At 73.4% G+C, this 15,623-nt stretch carries 16 protein-coding genes and 1 pseudogene; 11 read left to right on the top strand and 6 right to left on the bottom strand.

The genetic code is table 11. The annotated features are described in order from the left end of the window. Nucleotides 1–2: 2 nt before the first annotated feature. Together AB0D46_RS23245 and AB0D46_RS23240 are read right to left on the bottom strand one after the other, a co-directional pair. Complete coding sequence (locus tag AB0D46_RS23245) at nt 3–197, bottom strand: hypothetical protein (protein ID WP_362880050.1); 195 nt, start codon at nt 195–197, stop codon at nt 3–5. 201 nt (nt 198–398) lie between these two features. Further along, nucleotides 399–710 (bottom strand): annotated as a pseudogene (locus tag AB0D46_RS23240) (sulfite oxidase); the annotation flags it as partial. A gap of 221 nt (nt 711–931) precedes the next feature. Between AB0D46_RS23240 and AB0D46_RS23235 the strand changes: the two are divergent. The 10 genes from AB0D46_RS23235 to AB0D46_RS23190 all read left to right on the top strand — a co-directional run bounded on the left by AB0D46_RS23235 (nt 932) and on the right by AB0D46_RS23190 (nt 10,030). Further along, entirely contained in the window at nt 932–1,465 is a 534-nt protein-coding gene (locus tag AB0D46_RS23235) for a GNAT family N-acetyltransferase (RefSeq protein WP_362880048.1), read from the top strand. Nucleotides 1,466–1,625: 160 nt separating this feature from the next. Continuing rightward, on the top strand, nt 1,626–2,267 hold the full coding sequence (locus tag AB0D46_RS23230; protein ID WP_362880047.1) for an ankyrin repeat domain-containing protein: 642 nt from the start codon (nt 1,626–1,628) through the stop codon (nt 2,265–2,267). Then, entirely contained in the window at nt 2,264–3,397 is a 1,134-nt protein-coding gene (locus AB0D46_RS23225; protein ID WP_362880045.1) for a YncE family protein, read from the top strand. Before AB0D46_RS23230 ends, AB0D46_RS23225 begins: the two co-directional genes overlap by 4 nt. 165 nt (nt 3,398–3,562) lie before the next feature. Beyond that, on the top strand, nt 3,563–4,924 hold the full coding sequence (locus AB0D46_RS23220; protein WP_362880043.1) for an FAD-dependent oxidoreductase: 1,362 nt from the start codon (nt 3,563–3,565) through the stop codon (nt 4,922–4,924). A gap of 216 nt (nt 4,925–5,140) precedes the next feature. Next, entirely contained in the window at nt 5,141–5,833 is a 693-nt protein-coding gene (locus AB0D46_RS23215; protein WP_362880042.1) for an NAD(P)-binding domain-containing protein, read from the top strand. A 243-nt stretch (nt 5,834–6,076) separates the two neighbouring features. After that, the gene (locus AB0D46_RS23210; RefSeq protein WP_030228921.1) at nt 6,077–6,280 is read left to right on the top strand and encodes a cold-shock protein; all 204 of its coding nucleotides are present in this window, start codon (nt 6,077–6,079) and stop codon (nt 6,278–6,280) included. 143 nt (nt 6,281–6,423) lie between these two features. Beyond that, nucleotides 6,424–7,857 (top strand): VWA domain-containing protein, encoded by a 1,434-nt coding sequence (locus tag AB0D46_RS23205; protein ID WP_362880040.1) that lies wholly within the window; start codon nt 6,424–6,426, stop codon nt 7,855–7,857. Between the two features lie 36 nt (nt 7,858–7,893). Next, nucleotides 7,894–8,502 (top strand): HutD family protein, encoded by a 609-nt coding sequence (locus AB0D46_RS23200; RefSeq protein WP_362880038.1) that lies wholly within the window; start codon nt 7,894–7,896, stop codon nt 8,500–8,502. 52 nt (nt 8,503–8,554) lie between these two features. Further along, nucleotides 8,555–9,445 carry an RNA polymerase sigma-70 factor gene (locus AB0D46_RS23195; RefSeq protein ID WP_362880036.1) on the top strand — a complete coding sequence of 297 codons (891 nt, stop codon included), beginning with the start codon at nt 8,555–8,557 and terminating at the stop codon, nt 9,443–9,445. A 345-nt stretch (nt 9,446–9,790) separates the two neighbouring features. Then, nucleotides 9,791–10,030, top strand: coding sequence for a DUF6296 family protein (locus AB0D46_RS23190; RefSeq protein WP_362880035.1), 240 nt, complete (start codon nt 9,791–9,793; stop codon nt 10,028–10,030). 218 nt (nt 10,031–10,248) lie between these two features. On the opposite strand, the gene AB0D46_RS23185 is transcribed toward AB0D46_RS23190, so the two are convergent. Then, nucleotides 10,249–11,508, bottom strand: a complete 1,260-nt coding sequence (locus AB0D46_RS23185; protein WP_362880033.1) for an amidohydrolase — start codon at nt 11,506–11,508, stop codon at nt 10,249–10,251. 176 nt (nt 11,509–11,684) lie between these two features. On the opposite strand from AB0D46_RS23185, the gene AB0D46_RS23180 reads away from it, so the two are divergent. Beyond that, a complete protein-coding gene (locus AB0D46_RS23180) occupies nt 11,685–11,858 on the top strand; it encodes a thiazolylpeptide-type bacteriocin (RefSeq protein WP_037917023.1) in 174 nt (57 codons plus the stop codon). Nucleotides 11,859–11,926: 68 nt separating this feature from the next. Here the strand turns inward: AB0D46_RS23180 and AB0D46_RS23175 are convergent, their stop codons facing one another. The 3 genes from AB0D46_RS23175 to AB0D46_RS23165 are packed head-to-tail and all read right to left on the bottom strand — an operon-like array spanning nt 11,927 to nt 15,596. Continuing rightward, nucleotides 11,927–13,885, bottom strand: a complete 1,959-nt coding sequence (locus tag AB0D46_RS23175) for a TOMM precursor leader peptide-binding protein (RefSeq protein WP_362880031.1) — start codon at nt 13,883–13,885, stop codon at nt 11,927–11,929. Further along, a complete protein-coding gene (locus AB0D46_RS23170; protein WP_362880030.1) occupies nt 13,882–14,637 on the bottom strand; it encodes an ABC transporter permease in 756 nt (251 codons plus the stop codon). Before AB0D46_RS23170 ends, AB0D46_RS23175 begins: the two co-directional genes overlap by 4 nt. Beyond that, the gene (locus AB0D46_RS23165; RefSeq protein WP_362880028.1) at nt 14,634–15,596 is read right to left on the bottom strand and encodes an ABC transporter ATP-binding protein; all 963 of its coding nucleotides are present in this window, start codon (nt 15,594–15,596) and stop codon (nt 14,634–14,636) included. Before AB0D46_RS23165 ends, AB0D46_RS23170 begins: the two co-directional genes overlap by 4 nt. Nucleotides 15,597–15,623 lie beyond the last annotated feature (27 nt).

Here is a 15,623-nt window from a genome sequence, read left to right as displayed (position 1 = left end):
GGTCACCACCAGTAGGCGGGGTACCTCGGGGCCTTGCGGCGGATGCGGGAGCCCGCGTACCCGGTCAGGACGAGGAGCAGGGTCGAGCCGAGGAGCAACGGTACGAAGCGGGCGGGCGCCGGGGTCTGGAGCACGGTCACGACGGCGGTGGCGACGGCCGGCGAGTGCGGGGTACGGACGGTGGTCGCCGCGCTCACGCTGTGGAAGGCGGCGGCCGCGCCGGGGCGGGCCGACGCGATCCGAACACGACTCTATCGGGCACGCGCACGAAGCCCTTGGTGGGGGTGCGACCGTGGAGGAACAAGGCACCGATCGGGCCCGGACGAAGCCCCGGGTCGGTGTAGGACTGCGAGGGCACGCGCAGTGAGCAGGGAAGGACCAGCACCCGGCCGACGCGGTCACACCACCGTCACGGGGTGGCGCACCACCGCGTCGAACAGGTAGCCCTGCGTGTTGTGGGCCGCGGTCGCCGGCCGCGTACGGCCCGTGGCGTCCGCCGCCCGGGCCGGCAGGGCCGTCGGCCCCGCCGTGTGCGGGGTCCACGGCACCGACCAGCGCACCCGGCCGCCGCGGCGCGGGGCGTCGTGCAACCGGGCCCGCTGCCGGCGGGCGCCGCCGTCCGTGCTCACCTCCACCCGCTGCACGCGCGCGGCGCCCGACCAGGAACGCCCGGTGAGAAGCCGCGTCCGGTGCGCGGGGACGCTCGCGCCCACGACCCCCCACTGCCGCAGGCGCGTACGGTCGTACCGGCTCCCGTCCGAGAGGTCGAGGGACATGGGCGGGAGACTCCATCGCGACGGGTTCCCCGCGCACCGTAGGACCCCGCACCGGCCCCGTGTCGGATCGGCCGCGGATGGCCACGCACCCGCAACGTGGCCGCAATGAAGGACCCGATTACCGCTGGTCGGCCGCGTTCGGCAGGATGTGGAGCATGACCGAAATCCGCACCCCCCGCCTCATCCTCCGCCGCTGGAGCGACGACGACCTCGTCCCCCTTTCGGAGATCCACGCCGACCCGGAGGTGATGCGCTGGATCGACGACGGCTCCACGCTCGACCTGGACGGGACCGCCGAAGCCATCGAGCGCTGGGAGGACGAGTGGGACGAGGAGGGCTTCGGCCTCTTCGCCGTCGAGCTCCTCGCCTCCGGCGAGCTGATCGGGGCCGTCGGCCTGTCCGTCCCCGAACACCTGCCGAAGGTGATGCCCGCGGTCGAGATCACCTGGCGCCTCGGACGCTCCTACTGGGGCCAGGGCTACGCCTCCGAGGCCGCCCAGGCCACCCTCGAATTCGCCCTCCAGGACCGCGGCCTCGACCGGGTGATCTGCGTCAACCGCGCGGGCAACGAGGACTCGGAGAACGTGATCCGCAAGCTCGGCATGGCCGACGACGGCACCCTCAACCACCCCGAGTCCGGCGCCCTCCTCACCCTCCACAGCATCGATCTCACCGAGTACGAGGCCTGAGCCCACCCGGCGGCGCATCGACCGATCGGATGACCCGGGGGTCCACCGGAGAGCCGGGAGGCCGCCTCCAGGGGGCGGACCGCCGCACCGGGGGAGCGGGACCAGCATGGAACCGGGGAACGGGCACGAGCACCCCCCGCCCCGGAGCCGGAAGGACACCATGAACCCGCACGACCGACCGTTGCTGGACGCCGCCGCCCGAGGTGACGGGCCCGCGGTGAGCGCCGCCCTCGCCGCCGGAGCCGCCGTGGACGCGCGGGACGACCACCTGCGCACCGCGCTGCTCCTCGCCGTGACCGGCGACCACCTCGAAGCGGCCCGCCTCCTGCTCGCGGCCGGGGCCGACCCGGACGCCCCCGACGCCCGAGCGGACAGCCCGTGGCTGGTCACCGGAGTCACCGGCAGCGTGCGGATGATGCGGCTGCTCCTGACGGCCGACCCCGACCTGAAGCAGCCCAACCGCTTCGGCGGGATCTCCCTCATCCCGGCCGCCGAACGCGGGCACACCGGCTACGTACGGGCCCTGCTGGCGGAGACCGCCATCGACGTGGACCACGTCAACCGGCTCGGCTGGACCGCCCTGCTGGAGGCGGTCATCCTCGGCGACGGCGGCCCGCGCCACGAGGAGATCGTCCGACTGTTGCTCAGGGCGGGCGCGGACCCGACCCTGGCCGACCAGGCCGGGGTCACCGCCCACCAGCACGCCGTCCGCCGCGGTTTCGACGGCATGGCCCGTCTCCTCGCCGCGGCCGCCGCGAACCCCCGGCCGCGCTCCGCGCCGGAGTCGGGGGCCGGCCGGTGACCGGGGACCGGCCGCTGAAGCGCCGCGCCCGCACACCCCGTACGGTCCTGGTCGCACTCGCCGCCGCCCTGCTGCTCGGCGCCTGCACGGGCGCGGACCCCGGCCGGGCGGCGCCGCCGGCCCCGGTGACGGCCCCGCTCCCGGCGGCGACCCCGACCCCGGAGGGCACCCTCCTCGTCGCCGACTTCGGCGCCGGCGGCGTCACCTTCGTGGACCCCGCCCGCGGCCCGGTCGCCTCCGTCGCCGTCGGCCGGGCCCCGTACGGCCTGGCCGTCGGGGCGGACGGCCGCGCCTGGGTGGCCACCGCCGAGGGCGTCGCCGTCGTCGACACCTGCGGCCGGACCCGTACGGCACTGATCCCGTACCGGACCGACACCGGCCCGGTCACCGATGGCGAGTACCGCGGCGGGGGCATGGGCATCGCGCTGTCCCCGGACGGCGCGCACGCGTACGTCGGGGTCAACGTGCCCGGAGCCCGGGGCGTGTTGGAGGTCATCGACACCGCCACGGCCAAGGTCACCGCGACGGTCCCCGTCGGCCGGCGCCCCTTCGACGTGGACGTCTCCCGCGACGGTGGCGAGGTCTACGTCACCGGCCACGACTCCTTCGACGTCACCGTCGTCACCGCGGACCCGCTGCGCCCGCGCCGCATCGAGGTCGCCCCGTACGGCACCGAGGGCGGCCTCGGGTCCTGGTTGAAGCCGCACTACACCGCCGTCCGCCCCACCGACGGGATGCTGCTGCTCCCCTTCGAGGGGGAGCGGCTCGCCGTCGTCGATCCGCGCACCGGCCGCACCACCGTCGAGCCGATGACGGCCGACACCCACCAGCACGGTGCGACGGTCACCCCGGACGGCACCCTCCTGGTGGTCGGCACCGGGGCGGTGGACCCCTCCGACGGCCGGGGCCCCTCGCTCACGGTCCGCTCCCCGGACGGGACCGAGCGGGTCCATCCGCTCCAGGGCGCGCACGAGGACGTGGCCGTCTCCCGCGACGGCAGGACCGCCTACGTGAGCGGCGGCTTCACCCGCGACGGCTACTGGAACGGCGTCACGGTCGTCGACCTGAGCACGGGCGGGACCCGACGCCTCGCCGCCGGCGACCGCCCGCTGGGCATCGCCGTGCTCTGAGCGGACCGGCCGGCCGACGCCAACGGCGTCAGCCCAAAGTCAGACTTTGGTAAGCCATAGGTTCGGCTTATGGGGTCATAAACCAGGGGCGGGTGCCGGGTTAGGGTGGCCTTAGTTTAGGGTTTGCCTTGATCAGTCTGATTTTCGGTCGAAGGGAACCCAGTCATGCCTCGCTCCCTGCGGGTAGCAATCGTCGGTGCCGGCCCCGCCGGCATCTACGCCGCCGACGCGCTGCTGAAGTCCGAGGCGGCTGTCGCTCCCGGCGTGTCCATCGACATCTTCGAGCGGATGCCCGCGCCCTTCGGCCTCATCCGCTACGGAGTGGCACCCGACCACCCCCGCATCAAGGGCATCATCACCGCCCTGCACCAGGTGCTCGACAAGCCCCAGGTCCGCCTCTTCGGCAACGTCGACTACCCGAACGACATCTCGCTCGACGAACTGCACTCGTTCTACGACGCGGTGATCTTCTCCACCGGCGCCACCGCCGACCGCGCCCTGAGCATCCCGGGCGTCGAGCTGGACGGCTCCTACGGCGCGGCGGACTTCGTCTCCTGGTACGACGGCCACCCCGACGTCCCGCGCACCTGGCCGCTGGACGCCGAGAAGGTCGCCGTCCTCGGCGTCGGCAACGTCGCCCTCGACGTGGCCCGCATCCTCGCCAAGACCGCCGACGAGCTGCTGCCCACCGAGATCCCGGCCAACGTCCACGACGGCCTCAAGGCCAACAAGGCCGTCGAGGTCCACGTCTTCGGTCGCCGCGGCCCGGCGCAGGCCAAGTTCAGCCCGATGGAACTGCGCGAGCTCGACCACTCGCCCAACATCGAGGTCATCGTCAACCCCGAGGACATCGACTACGACGAGGGTTCGATCGCCACCCGCCGCGGCAACAAGCAGGCGGACATGGTCGCCAAGACCTTGGAGAACTGGGCGATCCGCGACATCGGCGACCGCCCGCACAAGCTCTTCCTGCACTTCTTCGAGTCCCCGACCGAGATCGTCGGCGAGGACGGCAAGGTCGTCGGCCTGCGCACCGAGCGCACCGAGCTCGACGGCACGGGCAACGTCAAGGGCACCGGCGCGTTCACCACCTGGGACGTCCAGTCCGTGTACCGCGCGGTCGGCTACCTCTCCGACGAACTCCCCAAGCTGCCCTGGGACGTCGAGACGGGTACGGTCCCGGACGAGGGCGGGCGGGTCATCGAGAACGGCTCGCACCTGGCCTCCACGTACGTCACCGGCTGGATCCGGCGCGGCCCGATCGGCCTCATCGGCCACACCAAGGGCGACGCGAACGAGACCGTCGCGAACCTGCTGGCCGACCACGCGGAAGGCCGCCTGCTCGCCCCGTCCACGCCCGAGCCGGCCGCCGTCGAGACCTTCCTGTCGGAGCGTCAGGTCCGTTTCACCACCTGGGAGGGTTGGTACAAGCTGGACGCCGCCGAGAAGGCGCTCGGCGCGGCCGAGGGCCGCGAGCGCGTGAAGATCGTGGAGCGCGAGGGCATGCTCGACGCGAGCGGCGCGTAACCTCCGCCGGGCCCCAGGGCCCGTGGGGTCACCGTGGGGCCCGCCGATGGCGGGCCCCACGGTCGTCCGCGGCCGTGGAAGTCCGCGATAGGGTGGAACGCCCCTCCCGTCGGTTCCGTAAGCACGCCGGCCGAAATGCGGCCGATCGGGGATCGGGGAAAATCGGGGGCGAAGGGGCGGAATGCGCGGGCCGCCCGAACGGTTCGAACGGACGTCATGCACGATCCCGTACGCACTGGAGAGCTCATGAAGATCGGCATCATCGGCGCCGGCAACATCGGCGGAAATCTCACGCGCCGGCTCACCACCCTCGGACACCAGGTCGCCGTCGCGAACTCCCGGGGTCCCGAGACCCTGACCGCCCTGGCCGAGGAGACCGGCGCCACCCCGGTCACGGTCGCCGAGGCGGCCCGCGACGCCGAGGTCGTGGTGGTCACCGTCCCCCTCAAGAACGTCCCCGACCTGCCCCCGAACCTCTTCGCCGGAGCCGCCGACGGCTTCGTCGTCATCGACACCGGCAACTACTACCCGCAGCAGCGCGACGGCCGCATCGCCGCCATCGAGGACGAGGGCCTGACCGAGAGCCGCTGGACCGAGGGGCACCTCGGCCACCCCGTGATCAAAGCCTTCAACGGGACCTATGCCGAGGACATCCTGACGCGACCCCGGCCCGCCGGGGACCCCGAGCGCGTCGCCCTCCCCGTCGCCGGGGACGACGACAGCGCCAAGAAGACCGTCCGGCACCTGATCGACGAACTCGGCTTCGACAGCGTCGACGCCGGCGGGATCGACGACTCCTGGCGCCAACAGCCCAACACCCCCGTCTACGGACTGCGCGCCGGCACCGACGCCGTCACCGCGGCGCTGGCCGAGGCATCCCCGGTCCGCACGGACGAATTCCGCGCCTGAGCCGGACGATGTGCAGCCGGACGGAGTACGCCCGGAGGTGGTAACTCTCCGCTGTGACCAGGGATCCCTGTGCTACGGTGAAGTCCAGTTGCGGGTGTGGTTCCCAAATATTTCAAGTGCTCCTTCCGGATTCCCCGGGGGCGCACTTTGTATTTCCGGATGCTTTTCGGACGGGTCAAACATCACGTCGACTCCCGGTGTCCGCACAGTGCGGCCCCGGGTACAGCCCCGAAGGAGAATCAAATGGCATCCGGCACCGTGAAGTGGTTCAACGCGGAAAAGGGTTTCGGCTTCATCGAGCAGGACGGCGGCGGCGCCGACGTGTTCGCCCACTACTCGAACATCGCCACCCAGGGCTTCCGTGAGCTGCAGGAAGGCCAGAAGGTCAACTTCGACGTCACGCAGGGCCAGAAGGGCCCGCAGGCCGAGAACATCGTTCCCGCCTGACCTTCGGGACGCGCGACACACGAGGGCCGGGGCCCGCACCATCGGTGCGGGCCCCGGCTCTTCGCTGCCCCGCACCACCCGACGGTCCTTCTGTTGCCCCGAGCGCTACCTGGACCGGCACCCCTGCGGGCAGACTGTGCCTCGTGACGACACTGAGCAAAGGCGCCAACCTGCCCGTCGCGGCCCCCTCCGTCCGCGCCGTCCTCGGCTGGTCCGCCGGACCAGGCGTACCGGACGTCGACGCGTCGGCGCTCCTGCTGACCAGCGGCGGGCGGGTCCGTTCCGACGGTGACTTCGTGTTCTACAACCAGCCGCGACACGCCTCGGGTTCCGTCCGCCACCTCGGCAAGCAGCCCGGTGCGGACGCGCTGGAAGTCGACCTGGCGGCCCTGGAGGCCGACGTCGAGCGGATCGCCCTGTGCGCCTCCGCCGACGGCGGCGTGTTCGGGCAGGTCCCCGGGTTGCACCTGCGGCTGCTCGACGCGTCCTCCGGAGCCGAACTGGCCCGCTTCGACATGAGCGCAGGGCCCGAGACCGCCTTCGTCACCGGCGAGCTCTACCGCCGGGCCGGAGCCTGGAAGTTCCGGGCGGTCGGGCAGGGTTGGGCGAGCGGCCTCGCGGGCCTGGCCACCGACTTCGGGATCACCGTGGACGACGAACCGCCCGCCGCGGTCACCCCCGCGCCCGCCCCGGCCCACCGGCCCGCGCCGACTCCCGCCCCGGCCCGCTCCCCGTACGCGCCGACCACGCCGTACCCGCCCGCCGGACCGCCCACCCCGGCCGGCGGGCCGCCCACCGAAGCCGCCGTACGGCTCGTCAAGGGCGAGGAATGGCTCCCCGTCGACATGCGCAAGCGCCTCTCGCTGCGCAAGCAGCAGGTCGCCGTCAGCCTGAGCAAGGCCGGGGCCACCGGGGTGACCGCGCGGGTGATCCTCGTCCTTGACGCCTCCGGCTCGATGAGTGCCCTCTACTCCAGGGGCACGGTGGCGAACGTCGTCGAACGCATGGCGGCCGTCGCCGCCCAGCTCGACGACGACGGCGAGATGCAGGCGTGGACCTTCGCGACGAACCCGGCCCGGTTGCCCGACCTCGCGATCGGCGACCTGCCCGAATGGCTGCGCCTGCACGTACGCGTCGGTCAGATGAGCCTCTTCGGGCGCAAGAAGCCCCCGAAGGGACTCCAGCCGGGCCAGGTCGACATGCGCGCCGTCGGCTTCCAGAACGAGGAGCAGAAGGTCATCGCCGAGGTCCGGGACTACGTGCGCACCCAGTCGCAGTCCGTCCCGACCCTGGTGCTGTTCTTCTCCGACGGCGGGGTCTACCGCAACGACGAGATCGAACGGGAACTGCGCGCCGCCGTCGAGGAACCCGTGTTCTGGCAGTTCGTCGGCCTCGGCCGCGCCGGATTCGGGGTGTTGGAACGCTTCGACACCATGGCGGGCCGCCGCGTCGACAACGTCGGCTTCTTCGCGGTCGACGACATCGACAAGGTCTCCGACCCCGAGCTGTACGACCGGCTGCTGTCCGAGTTCCCCTCGTGGCTCCGCGCCGCCCGACAGGCCGGCATCCTGCGCTGAGCCGAACGCACCCCGTCCGAAAGAAGGAACCTCCTCGTGAGCACCCCCGCAGGCGCCCGGATCCTGCGCGCCGCCGACCGCGCGGCCGCGCCGTGGAAGAACGGCGGGGGAGTCACCCGCGAGATCGCCGCGTGGCCCGAACACGCCGGTACGGATGACTTCGCCTGGCGCGTCAGCCTCGCCGAGGTCGACGCCGACGGGCCCTTCTCCGTCTTCCCCGGCGTCGACCGGACCCTCACGCTCGCCGAGGGGGCGGGCATGGACCTCACCGTCGCGGGCGAGCGCCACCTCGTCGAAGAGCGCTGGGCTCCGCGGCACTTCCCCGGCGACCGGCCCACCGACTGCCGGCTCCTCGACGGCCCCGTCGTGAACTTCAACGTGATGTACCGGCGGGACCGCACCGAAGCCCGAACCGCCGTCGTGCGCGGCGAGTTCGGGCTCACGGTCGCACCGGACGAGACCGTCCTCGTCGTCGCGCTGGACGGCCCGCTGACCGTGGAGCCCACGGACGCGCGGGGCGGCCCGCCCGCCCGACTCACCCCGTACGACGCCCTCCTGGCCGACGCACCCCTCGCCGCGCTCGTACGCACCACGGGCAGCGCGGTCCTGGTGCGGTTGCGGGCCCGAGGGGGCCTCGGTAGGTAACCCGGCCGGGAACGTTCTTGCCGGTGGGGGGCCTTGCGGGCACAATCGGCCGGTGACCGAAACCCCAGCGGACCAGGACGTCTTCGCCGAGCACCGCAGGCTGCTGTTCGCCACCGCCTACCGCATGTTGGGCAGCGTCGCCGACGCCGAGGACATCGTCCAGGACGCGTGGCTGACCTGGCACAAGGCCGACCGCTCGGACGTTCGCCACCCCCGGGCGTACCTGGTGCGCACCGTGACGAACCTGTCCCTGAACCGGCTGACCTCCGCGCGGGCCGTGCGGGAGGAGTACGTCGGCCCCTGGCTCCCCGAACCGCTGCTGACGGAGCCCGACGCCGCGCGGGGACAGGAACTCGCGGAGAGCGTGTCCACGGCGATGCTCGTCGTCCTGGAGACCCTCGCGCCGGTGGAGCGCGCGGTGTTCGTCCTGCGCGAGGTGTTCGGCTACTCGCACGCGGAGCTCGCCGAGGTGCTGGAGCGCCCGGAGCCGACGGTCCGGCAGATCTCCCACCGCGCCCGCAAGCACGTCCAGGCCCGCCGCCCCCGCTACGACACCGACACTGCGCAGCGCGAGCGGATCACGGAACGCTTCCTGAACGCCTGCGCCGGCGGCGACCTGAACGCGGTCATGGAGATGCTCGCCCCCGACATCACCGCCTGGTCCGACGGTGGTGGCAAGGTCCGCGCCGCGCTCCGTCCGCTGCACGGCCCCGACCGGGTGGCCCGCTGGCTGCTTGGCGTCCTGGCGAAGCCCACCCCGGCACCCATCAGCACGGTCCCGGCCCTGGTCAACGGCGAACTGGGCCTGCTCGCCCTCGCCGGCGACACCCCGATGGGCGCGGTCACCTTCGACTTGGAGGACGGCAGGATCCGCAACCTGCGCCTGCAGATGAACCCGGACAAGCTCCGCGGCCTCCGACCGCCGGGCCCCGACCGGGGGTGACCGTGGGCCGGCGCGGGGTCAGGGGGACGCCGCGCCGCCCGTCAGGCAGTGCGGGATGCGTTCGGGGCGGGCGCGCCCGGCCCGGGGCGTGAGGGCCTGGAGCAGCGGCAGGATCAGCCGGTGGCGTCCGGTCCAACGCCTCGTACGCCTCCCGCGCCCGGGGCGCGGCGTCGAACGCGGCCACCAGGTCCGGCGGCGGCTCCGCCGTCTTCTGAGGTGCGTACGCCGCCTCCCCCCTGCCGGGCGCGGGGGCGTACCGGACCCGATCCGACCGGCCCATCACGCCGTGCGGGGCCGGAGGACGACAGCCACCATGGGAGGGCGGACGGCGACGGGAGACAGTGGATGAGCGCGCAACGGTACGAGCTGGTGTTCCCCGAGGACGGGGGGACGGAGCAGGACGTGGTGGTCGTGGACCGCACCGAACTGAAGGGTCCCGGCGGCCATCCGGTCTACGCGGACGCGAGCGGCATCGTGCGCGCCGAGATCAGCGATCGGGGCGAGGTGCGCATGCTCGCCTCGGGAGGCCAGCAGGCGCCGATGCGGCGGGTGGAGGCGCGGCTCCTGCCGGAAGACCCCGTTTGACTTCACCGCGGCATGGCGATTCGGTACGGGTTGCCCGCGCCGGGTCCTTCGTGATGAGCCGATGAGGGCGGGGCCCCGTGACGGCCGGCGGCTGCGTCGCCGACTCCCCGATCGTGTACTGATCCGGGGCACGGCCGGTCGTCACGACCGGGGGTCGGCCGGTGGTCGCCCCGGGCCGCGTCCGGCAGGACGGAGCGGGTCACCGGCCCCCGGCCGGCTCAGTCCCGTCGGGTCAGACAGGTCAGGGCGGCCTCCGTCAGCGCGGTGATCCCCGCCGGGAGCGCCGTACGGACGTCCGGGGCGAAGTCCGGGGCGTGGTTGGCGGGCAACGCCGCCATCTTGCCCGCCGCCCCCTCGCCCGGCGCCGCCGCCCAGGCCGCCGGACCGATCGCGCCGAGCATCCAGTAGGCGAGCCGTACGCCCCGCGCCCCGTGCACGTCCAGCCCGGCGTCACCGAACAACCCGAAGTCCTCCGTCGCGAGCGACGGCGGCCACATCGCCACCCGGTGCGCACCGAACAGCGCGGCGTGCGCGTCCCGGACCGCCGCCGTCGTCGCCGGATCGGGATGGGTGACGGGCGAGACGCGCTCGCGGACGATCTCCGGCTCCCGGGGGCAGTCCGAGGCGGCGCACTCCGCGCGGACGATCCGCTCGACCGCGGCGGCCGCCCGCGCGAGCGCCGCCTCCCCGGCGGCCCGTACGGTGATGCCCAGTTCGGCCCGGTCCGGCACGATGTTCGCGCGCTCGCCCGCCCGGAACGATCCCACGGTGACGGCCACCTGCTCGGAGGGGGCCGCCTCGCGCGCCACCACCGTCTGGAGCCGCGTCACCAGGTGCGCGGCCGTCACCACCGGGTCCACCGTCAGGTGCGGCGCCCCCGCGTGCCCGCCGCGCCCGTGGACGACGACCCGGAAGGTGACGCTGCCGGCCGTCATGGGCCCGTATCCGTGCGCGACCATCCCCGCCGGCAGCGGGGCCGCGTGCTGCGCCAGGACGGTGTTCGGCCGGCCGGCGCGTTCGTACAGCCCGTCCGCGAGCATGGCCCGCGCGCCCTCCAAGGTCTCCTCGGCGGGCTGGCCCACCACGATCAGCGTGCCCTCCCAGTGCGGGGCGTCCGGCCCGGCCAGCAGTGCGGCCGTCCCGGCGGCCGCGGCCAGGTGCAGGTCGTGCCCGCAGGCGTGCGCCACGGGGCCCTCGCTCGCGTACGCCAGCCCGGTGGTCTCCCGCACGGGCAGCGCGTCCAGCTCCGCGCGCAGCATCACCGTCGGGCCCGCGCCCCGACGCAGCACCCCGGCCACGCCGTGGCCGCCGATCCCGCGTACGGTCTCGTACCCGTCGGACTCCAGCCGGTCGGCGAACCGGTCGGCGGTGCGGGCTTCCTCGCCGGACAGCTCGGGGTGCCGGTGCAGGTCCAGGTAGAAGGCCGTCAGCGGCCTGAGGAGCGCGGGCAGTCCGGCGTACGCGGTGGTGACGGTCATACCGTCATCCTCGGACACCCGCTCCGGCGGCGGACGTCAGGGCGCTGACACTTCATGTCAGCGGTGTGACAGGGAGGGGAGGGGCGACTTGACGGCCGGACGGGCTTTCCTGGAGACACGCCGAAGAACCAAGGCAGCGGTCGCCCACCCGGTGACCGCCTACCCAAGGAGTCCCCATGCAGAAGTCGCCTCTGGCCTCGCTCGCCGACGAGATCCTGGAGCTGGAGTCGGAGACCTTCGAGATCTCGGACTACTCGGACGCCAGCGAGGTCGTGCTCGCCGGTTCCACGAGCTGCAGCTCGACCTCGACGTGTTCCTCCACCACCAGCACCACCTCCTGCAGCGCCTGACCCCAGCGCCACAGCGATGCCCCGGACCCCGCACCCGCGGGGTCCGGGGCATCCGGCGTACCTCCCGGTCAGGGGAACGGGTGCGGAACCAGGCGGATCTCCTCCCGCGTCAGATCGCTGTCCCGCAGGCCCGCCCGCCGGGCGGCCGTCCGCAGCCGCGGCATGTGCGGGGCCCGCTGGCGCGACCAGCCGAAGTCGATCGGCAGCAGCCCCGGCACGACCGCGCAGACCGTCCGCAGCCCCATCGCGCGCTGCTCGGGCGTCGTCTGGTCGACGACGATCACATCGTGCCCGGCGCCCGTCAACTCCGCGACGCACAGCAGGAGATCGTCCCGAAGGTCCCCGCTCGCGGGTCGAACGCCGGACTCCCACTCCCGGTAGAGGTCCGCCATCGACGCGATCGCGGTCGGCTCGCGGTACGTCCGCACGTGCTCGGCCATGGCGGGCAGCCCGTACAGCTGGGCGTGGTCCTTGAGGTGCTTCACAAGACCGAAGTCCCGCCTCATCGCCTCCAGTTCACCCTGCCGCTCGGCCACCTGACCGGGCAGGTGCGGAATGTAGGTCAACACCTCGGAGAGGGCCGCCTCCACCGCCGTCGCCGGATCCAGCGCCGCGCCCGCACCGAAGGAGTACAGGCCCGGGCCGCCGTCGCGCCGCACCGCGAGGCCCGTGACCACGGGAACCGCCAGGTCGATGCGGTTGTCGAAGGCGTGGACGTCGTACCCCTGAAGCGCCGCCCGGTCCACCATCGTCCGCACCGCCGGACCCGGTACGGAGGCCAGGTCGATCTCCGTCAGGCGCTGCCCGCCGTACCAGGCGAGCAGGAAGGCGTCCCGCTCGATCAGCTCCAACAGGGCCCCGAGCAGGGCCTCTTCGAGACAGCTGCCGATCGCGCAGCCGTTGGAGCACTCGAAGACGAAGTTGTCTGACGCGAGCCCGGCGCTGTAGTAGGCCAGCCGGGCCGGCACCAGCACCGGCCGGTCGTCGCGCAGGGAGTGCCCGTACACCCAGGGGATCGGTCGCTCCGGGTCGAAGGGCGACACCAGCGGGTCGTCCCGGTAGGTCTCCTCCGGGTAGAAACCGCACTCGGCCGGATCCAACGCCCGCTCGCCCAGCTCCGCGTACGAGGCGGTGAGCACCGAGGCGCCGGTGCGCCGGTGGGTGCCCGCGTAGCGCTCCAACCCTTCGAGGAAGGCCAGGTCGCGGCTGGCCGCGAAGCTGTTCGCCTGACCGCTCCAGGTGACGTCCGTCAGCCCGGCGTAGCCGCGCATGAAGACGCTCCCGGCGACCGGCGCGGTCGTCGGCGAGGTCACGTTGAGCCAGGTCCCCCCGCCGAGCACCCCCGTCACCGGATTGGCCAGCGCCGCCCGCGGCATCGGGTACGAGGACGCCTTCCGCAGCCGCTGCGCGCCCGGCTCGGGCTTGGGGCGCGAGGTCGGCGTGAAGGGTACGGGCCCGTCGGCGCCGCCCGGTCCGCAGTCGGGGCAGAGCGGGTCGGCGGCGAGGGGGTACGTCCGCACCTGGAGGGTCTCCAGGTCCAGGCGGGACACCTGGGGCAGGGCCCGGTCGGCGTCCGACGGACCGGGCGCGACGGCGCGGGCGCCGGGGCCGTGCACGGCGGCGTGCAGGGCGGCCGTCGCGTCCAGCGCGTACGGGGACAGCCGGGGCCAGTCCGCCGCGACGGCGGTGACCGGCCCGCTGCCCGTCTCCAGCGCGTCCCGCTCGCTGCGGCTGCGCAGCCGCTGCCAGCGCATGGCGAGGCACTGCCCGCAGGCGGGGGCGGAGCCGTCGCCGCCCCACGGACCGATCAGCACGGCCCGGGCGGTGAGGTGGACGGTCGCGCCCGGCCGCACCACCGAGAAGGGGTCGGCGGCGCGCGGACCGAGGGCGTCGTGCACGCCGAGGGTGACCACCCGCGCCGCCGGGTCGGCGCCGGCCAGGGCCCCTTCCAGGTGGCGCCGGGCCGTCTCCATGGGGGAACCGTCGGGGGCTTCGATCCGGGCGGGGCCCAAGCCGGTCGCCGTCATGACGAGTTGCTCCAGCGGAACGTCTTGAGCCCGATGCCGCCGAACAGCAGGGCGAAGCCGCACAGCGCGGCGCAGCCGATCCCGATGGCGGACATCGACCCCGATCCGGTGAGGGCCCCGGTGGCCGCGTCGTTGAGATAGCGCAACGGCAACACCCGTGAGACACCTTGCAGCCAGGACGGCATCATGTCGAGGGGCAGGAAGGACCCCGACAGGAACGCCATGGGCACCATCATGCAGTTGGCGATCGCGGCGACGGCTTCGGGAGTGTTGGCGTACGTCCCGACGATCACCCCGATGGCCATGAAGGCCGTGATGCCCAGGACCAGCGCGGGCAGCACCAGCGGCCACCGCCCGTCCAGCTCCAGCCCGAAGCCGGGCAGCATCGCGACGGCCACGAACACCATCGCCTGCACGACGCCGACCACCAGGGCCAGTACGTAGCGGGAGGCCAGGACGGTGGTCAGCGGTGTGGGCGTCAGCCGGATCAGGCGCAGCAGGTCATCGCGCCGCCACTGCATCAGGGTGAAGGCGATCCCGAAGACGGCGGCGTTGGCGACGCCCCACGACATCACGCCGGGCGCGATGTACGAGATGTAGGGCCGCCCGCTCTCCTCCACGTCCTGGCCGCTGAAGATCAGGCCGAAGACGACGAGGAAGATGAGGGGGAAGGCGAAGGTGAAGAAGAGGGTCGCCTTGTCCCGGACCTGGGCCCGGTAGCCGGCGGCGGTCAGTGCCGTGTATGCGCTCATGCCCGGTGCTCCGTGGTGGTGTGTGCGGTGGTCCGGCCCGCGGTGTGGCCGGTGAGTTCCAGGTAGACGTCCTCCAGGGTCGCCGTCCGGGTCATCACCCCGTCGAGGCCGGTCAGGGCGTCGACGGCCTGCAGGACCCGGCCGGGTGCCGAGGTCTCCAGCACCATCGAGCCGCCCTGCTCACTGACCCGGTCCACGCCGGGCAGCGCGGCGGCCGCGTCCGGCGCGATCCGGCCCGCCGGAACGAGGAGCCGGGCCGGCGCCCCGGCGGCGCTGACCAACTGGTGCGGGGAGTCGAGGGCGGCGATGCGGCCGGCGACCAGGATGGCCACCCGGTCGCACAGGGCCTCGGCCTCGTCGAGGTGGTGGGTGGTGTAGACGATGGTGCGGCCCTCGCCCTTGAGGGCGCGCAGCACCTCCCACAGGTCGCGGCGGGCCTGCGGGTCGAGTGCGGCCGTCGGTTCGTCGAGGAAGATCAGCTCGGGGTCGTGCACCAGCGCCGAGGCGATGGCGAGCCGCTGGCGCTGGCCGCCCGAGAGGTTCTCCACCATGACGTCGCGCTGCTCGGTCAGCCCGACCGACTCCAGGGTGCGGTCGGCGGCGGCCGCGTCCTTGCGGTAGAGCCCGGCGACGGTGGCCAGGTGCTCGCGCGCCGACTGCCGGACGAAGAACGCCGAGGCCTGCGTCTGGACGCCGATGCGCGGCAACAGGGCCGTGTTGCGGGGCCAGGGGCTGTTGCCGAGCACCTGGACCGTGCCGGAATCGGCCTGCCTCAGGCCCTCGATGATCTCGATGAGGGTGGTCTTGCCCGCACCGTTGGGACCGAGCAGGCCGAAGAACTCGCCGCGGCGCACGTCGAGGGAGATCCCGTCCACGGCCTGCCGGTCGCCGTAGCGCTTGCGGACCTCGTGGACGGAGACGGCGGTGGATTCGGGCGGTGGGGTGTGGTGAGTGGTCATGGGCGGTGCGGTTCCCTCGGTGTCGGG

The sequence above is a fragment of the Streptomyces sp. NPDC048383 genome (assembly GCF_040651775.1).
Classification (GTDB): Bacteria; Actinomycetota; Actinomycetes; order Streptomycetales; family Streptomycetaceae; genus Streptomyces.
Note: the sequence above shows the minus strand (reverse complement) of the source record. Positions and strands in the feature narration are given on the sequence as shown.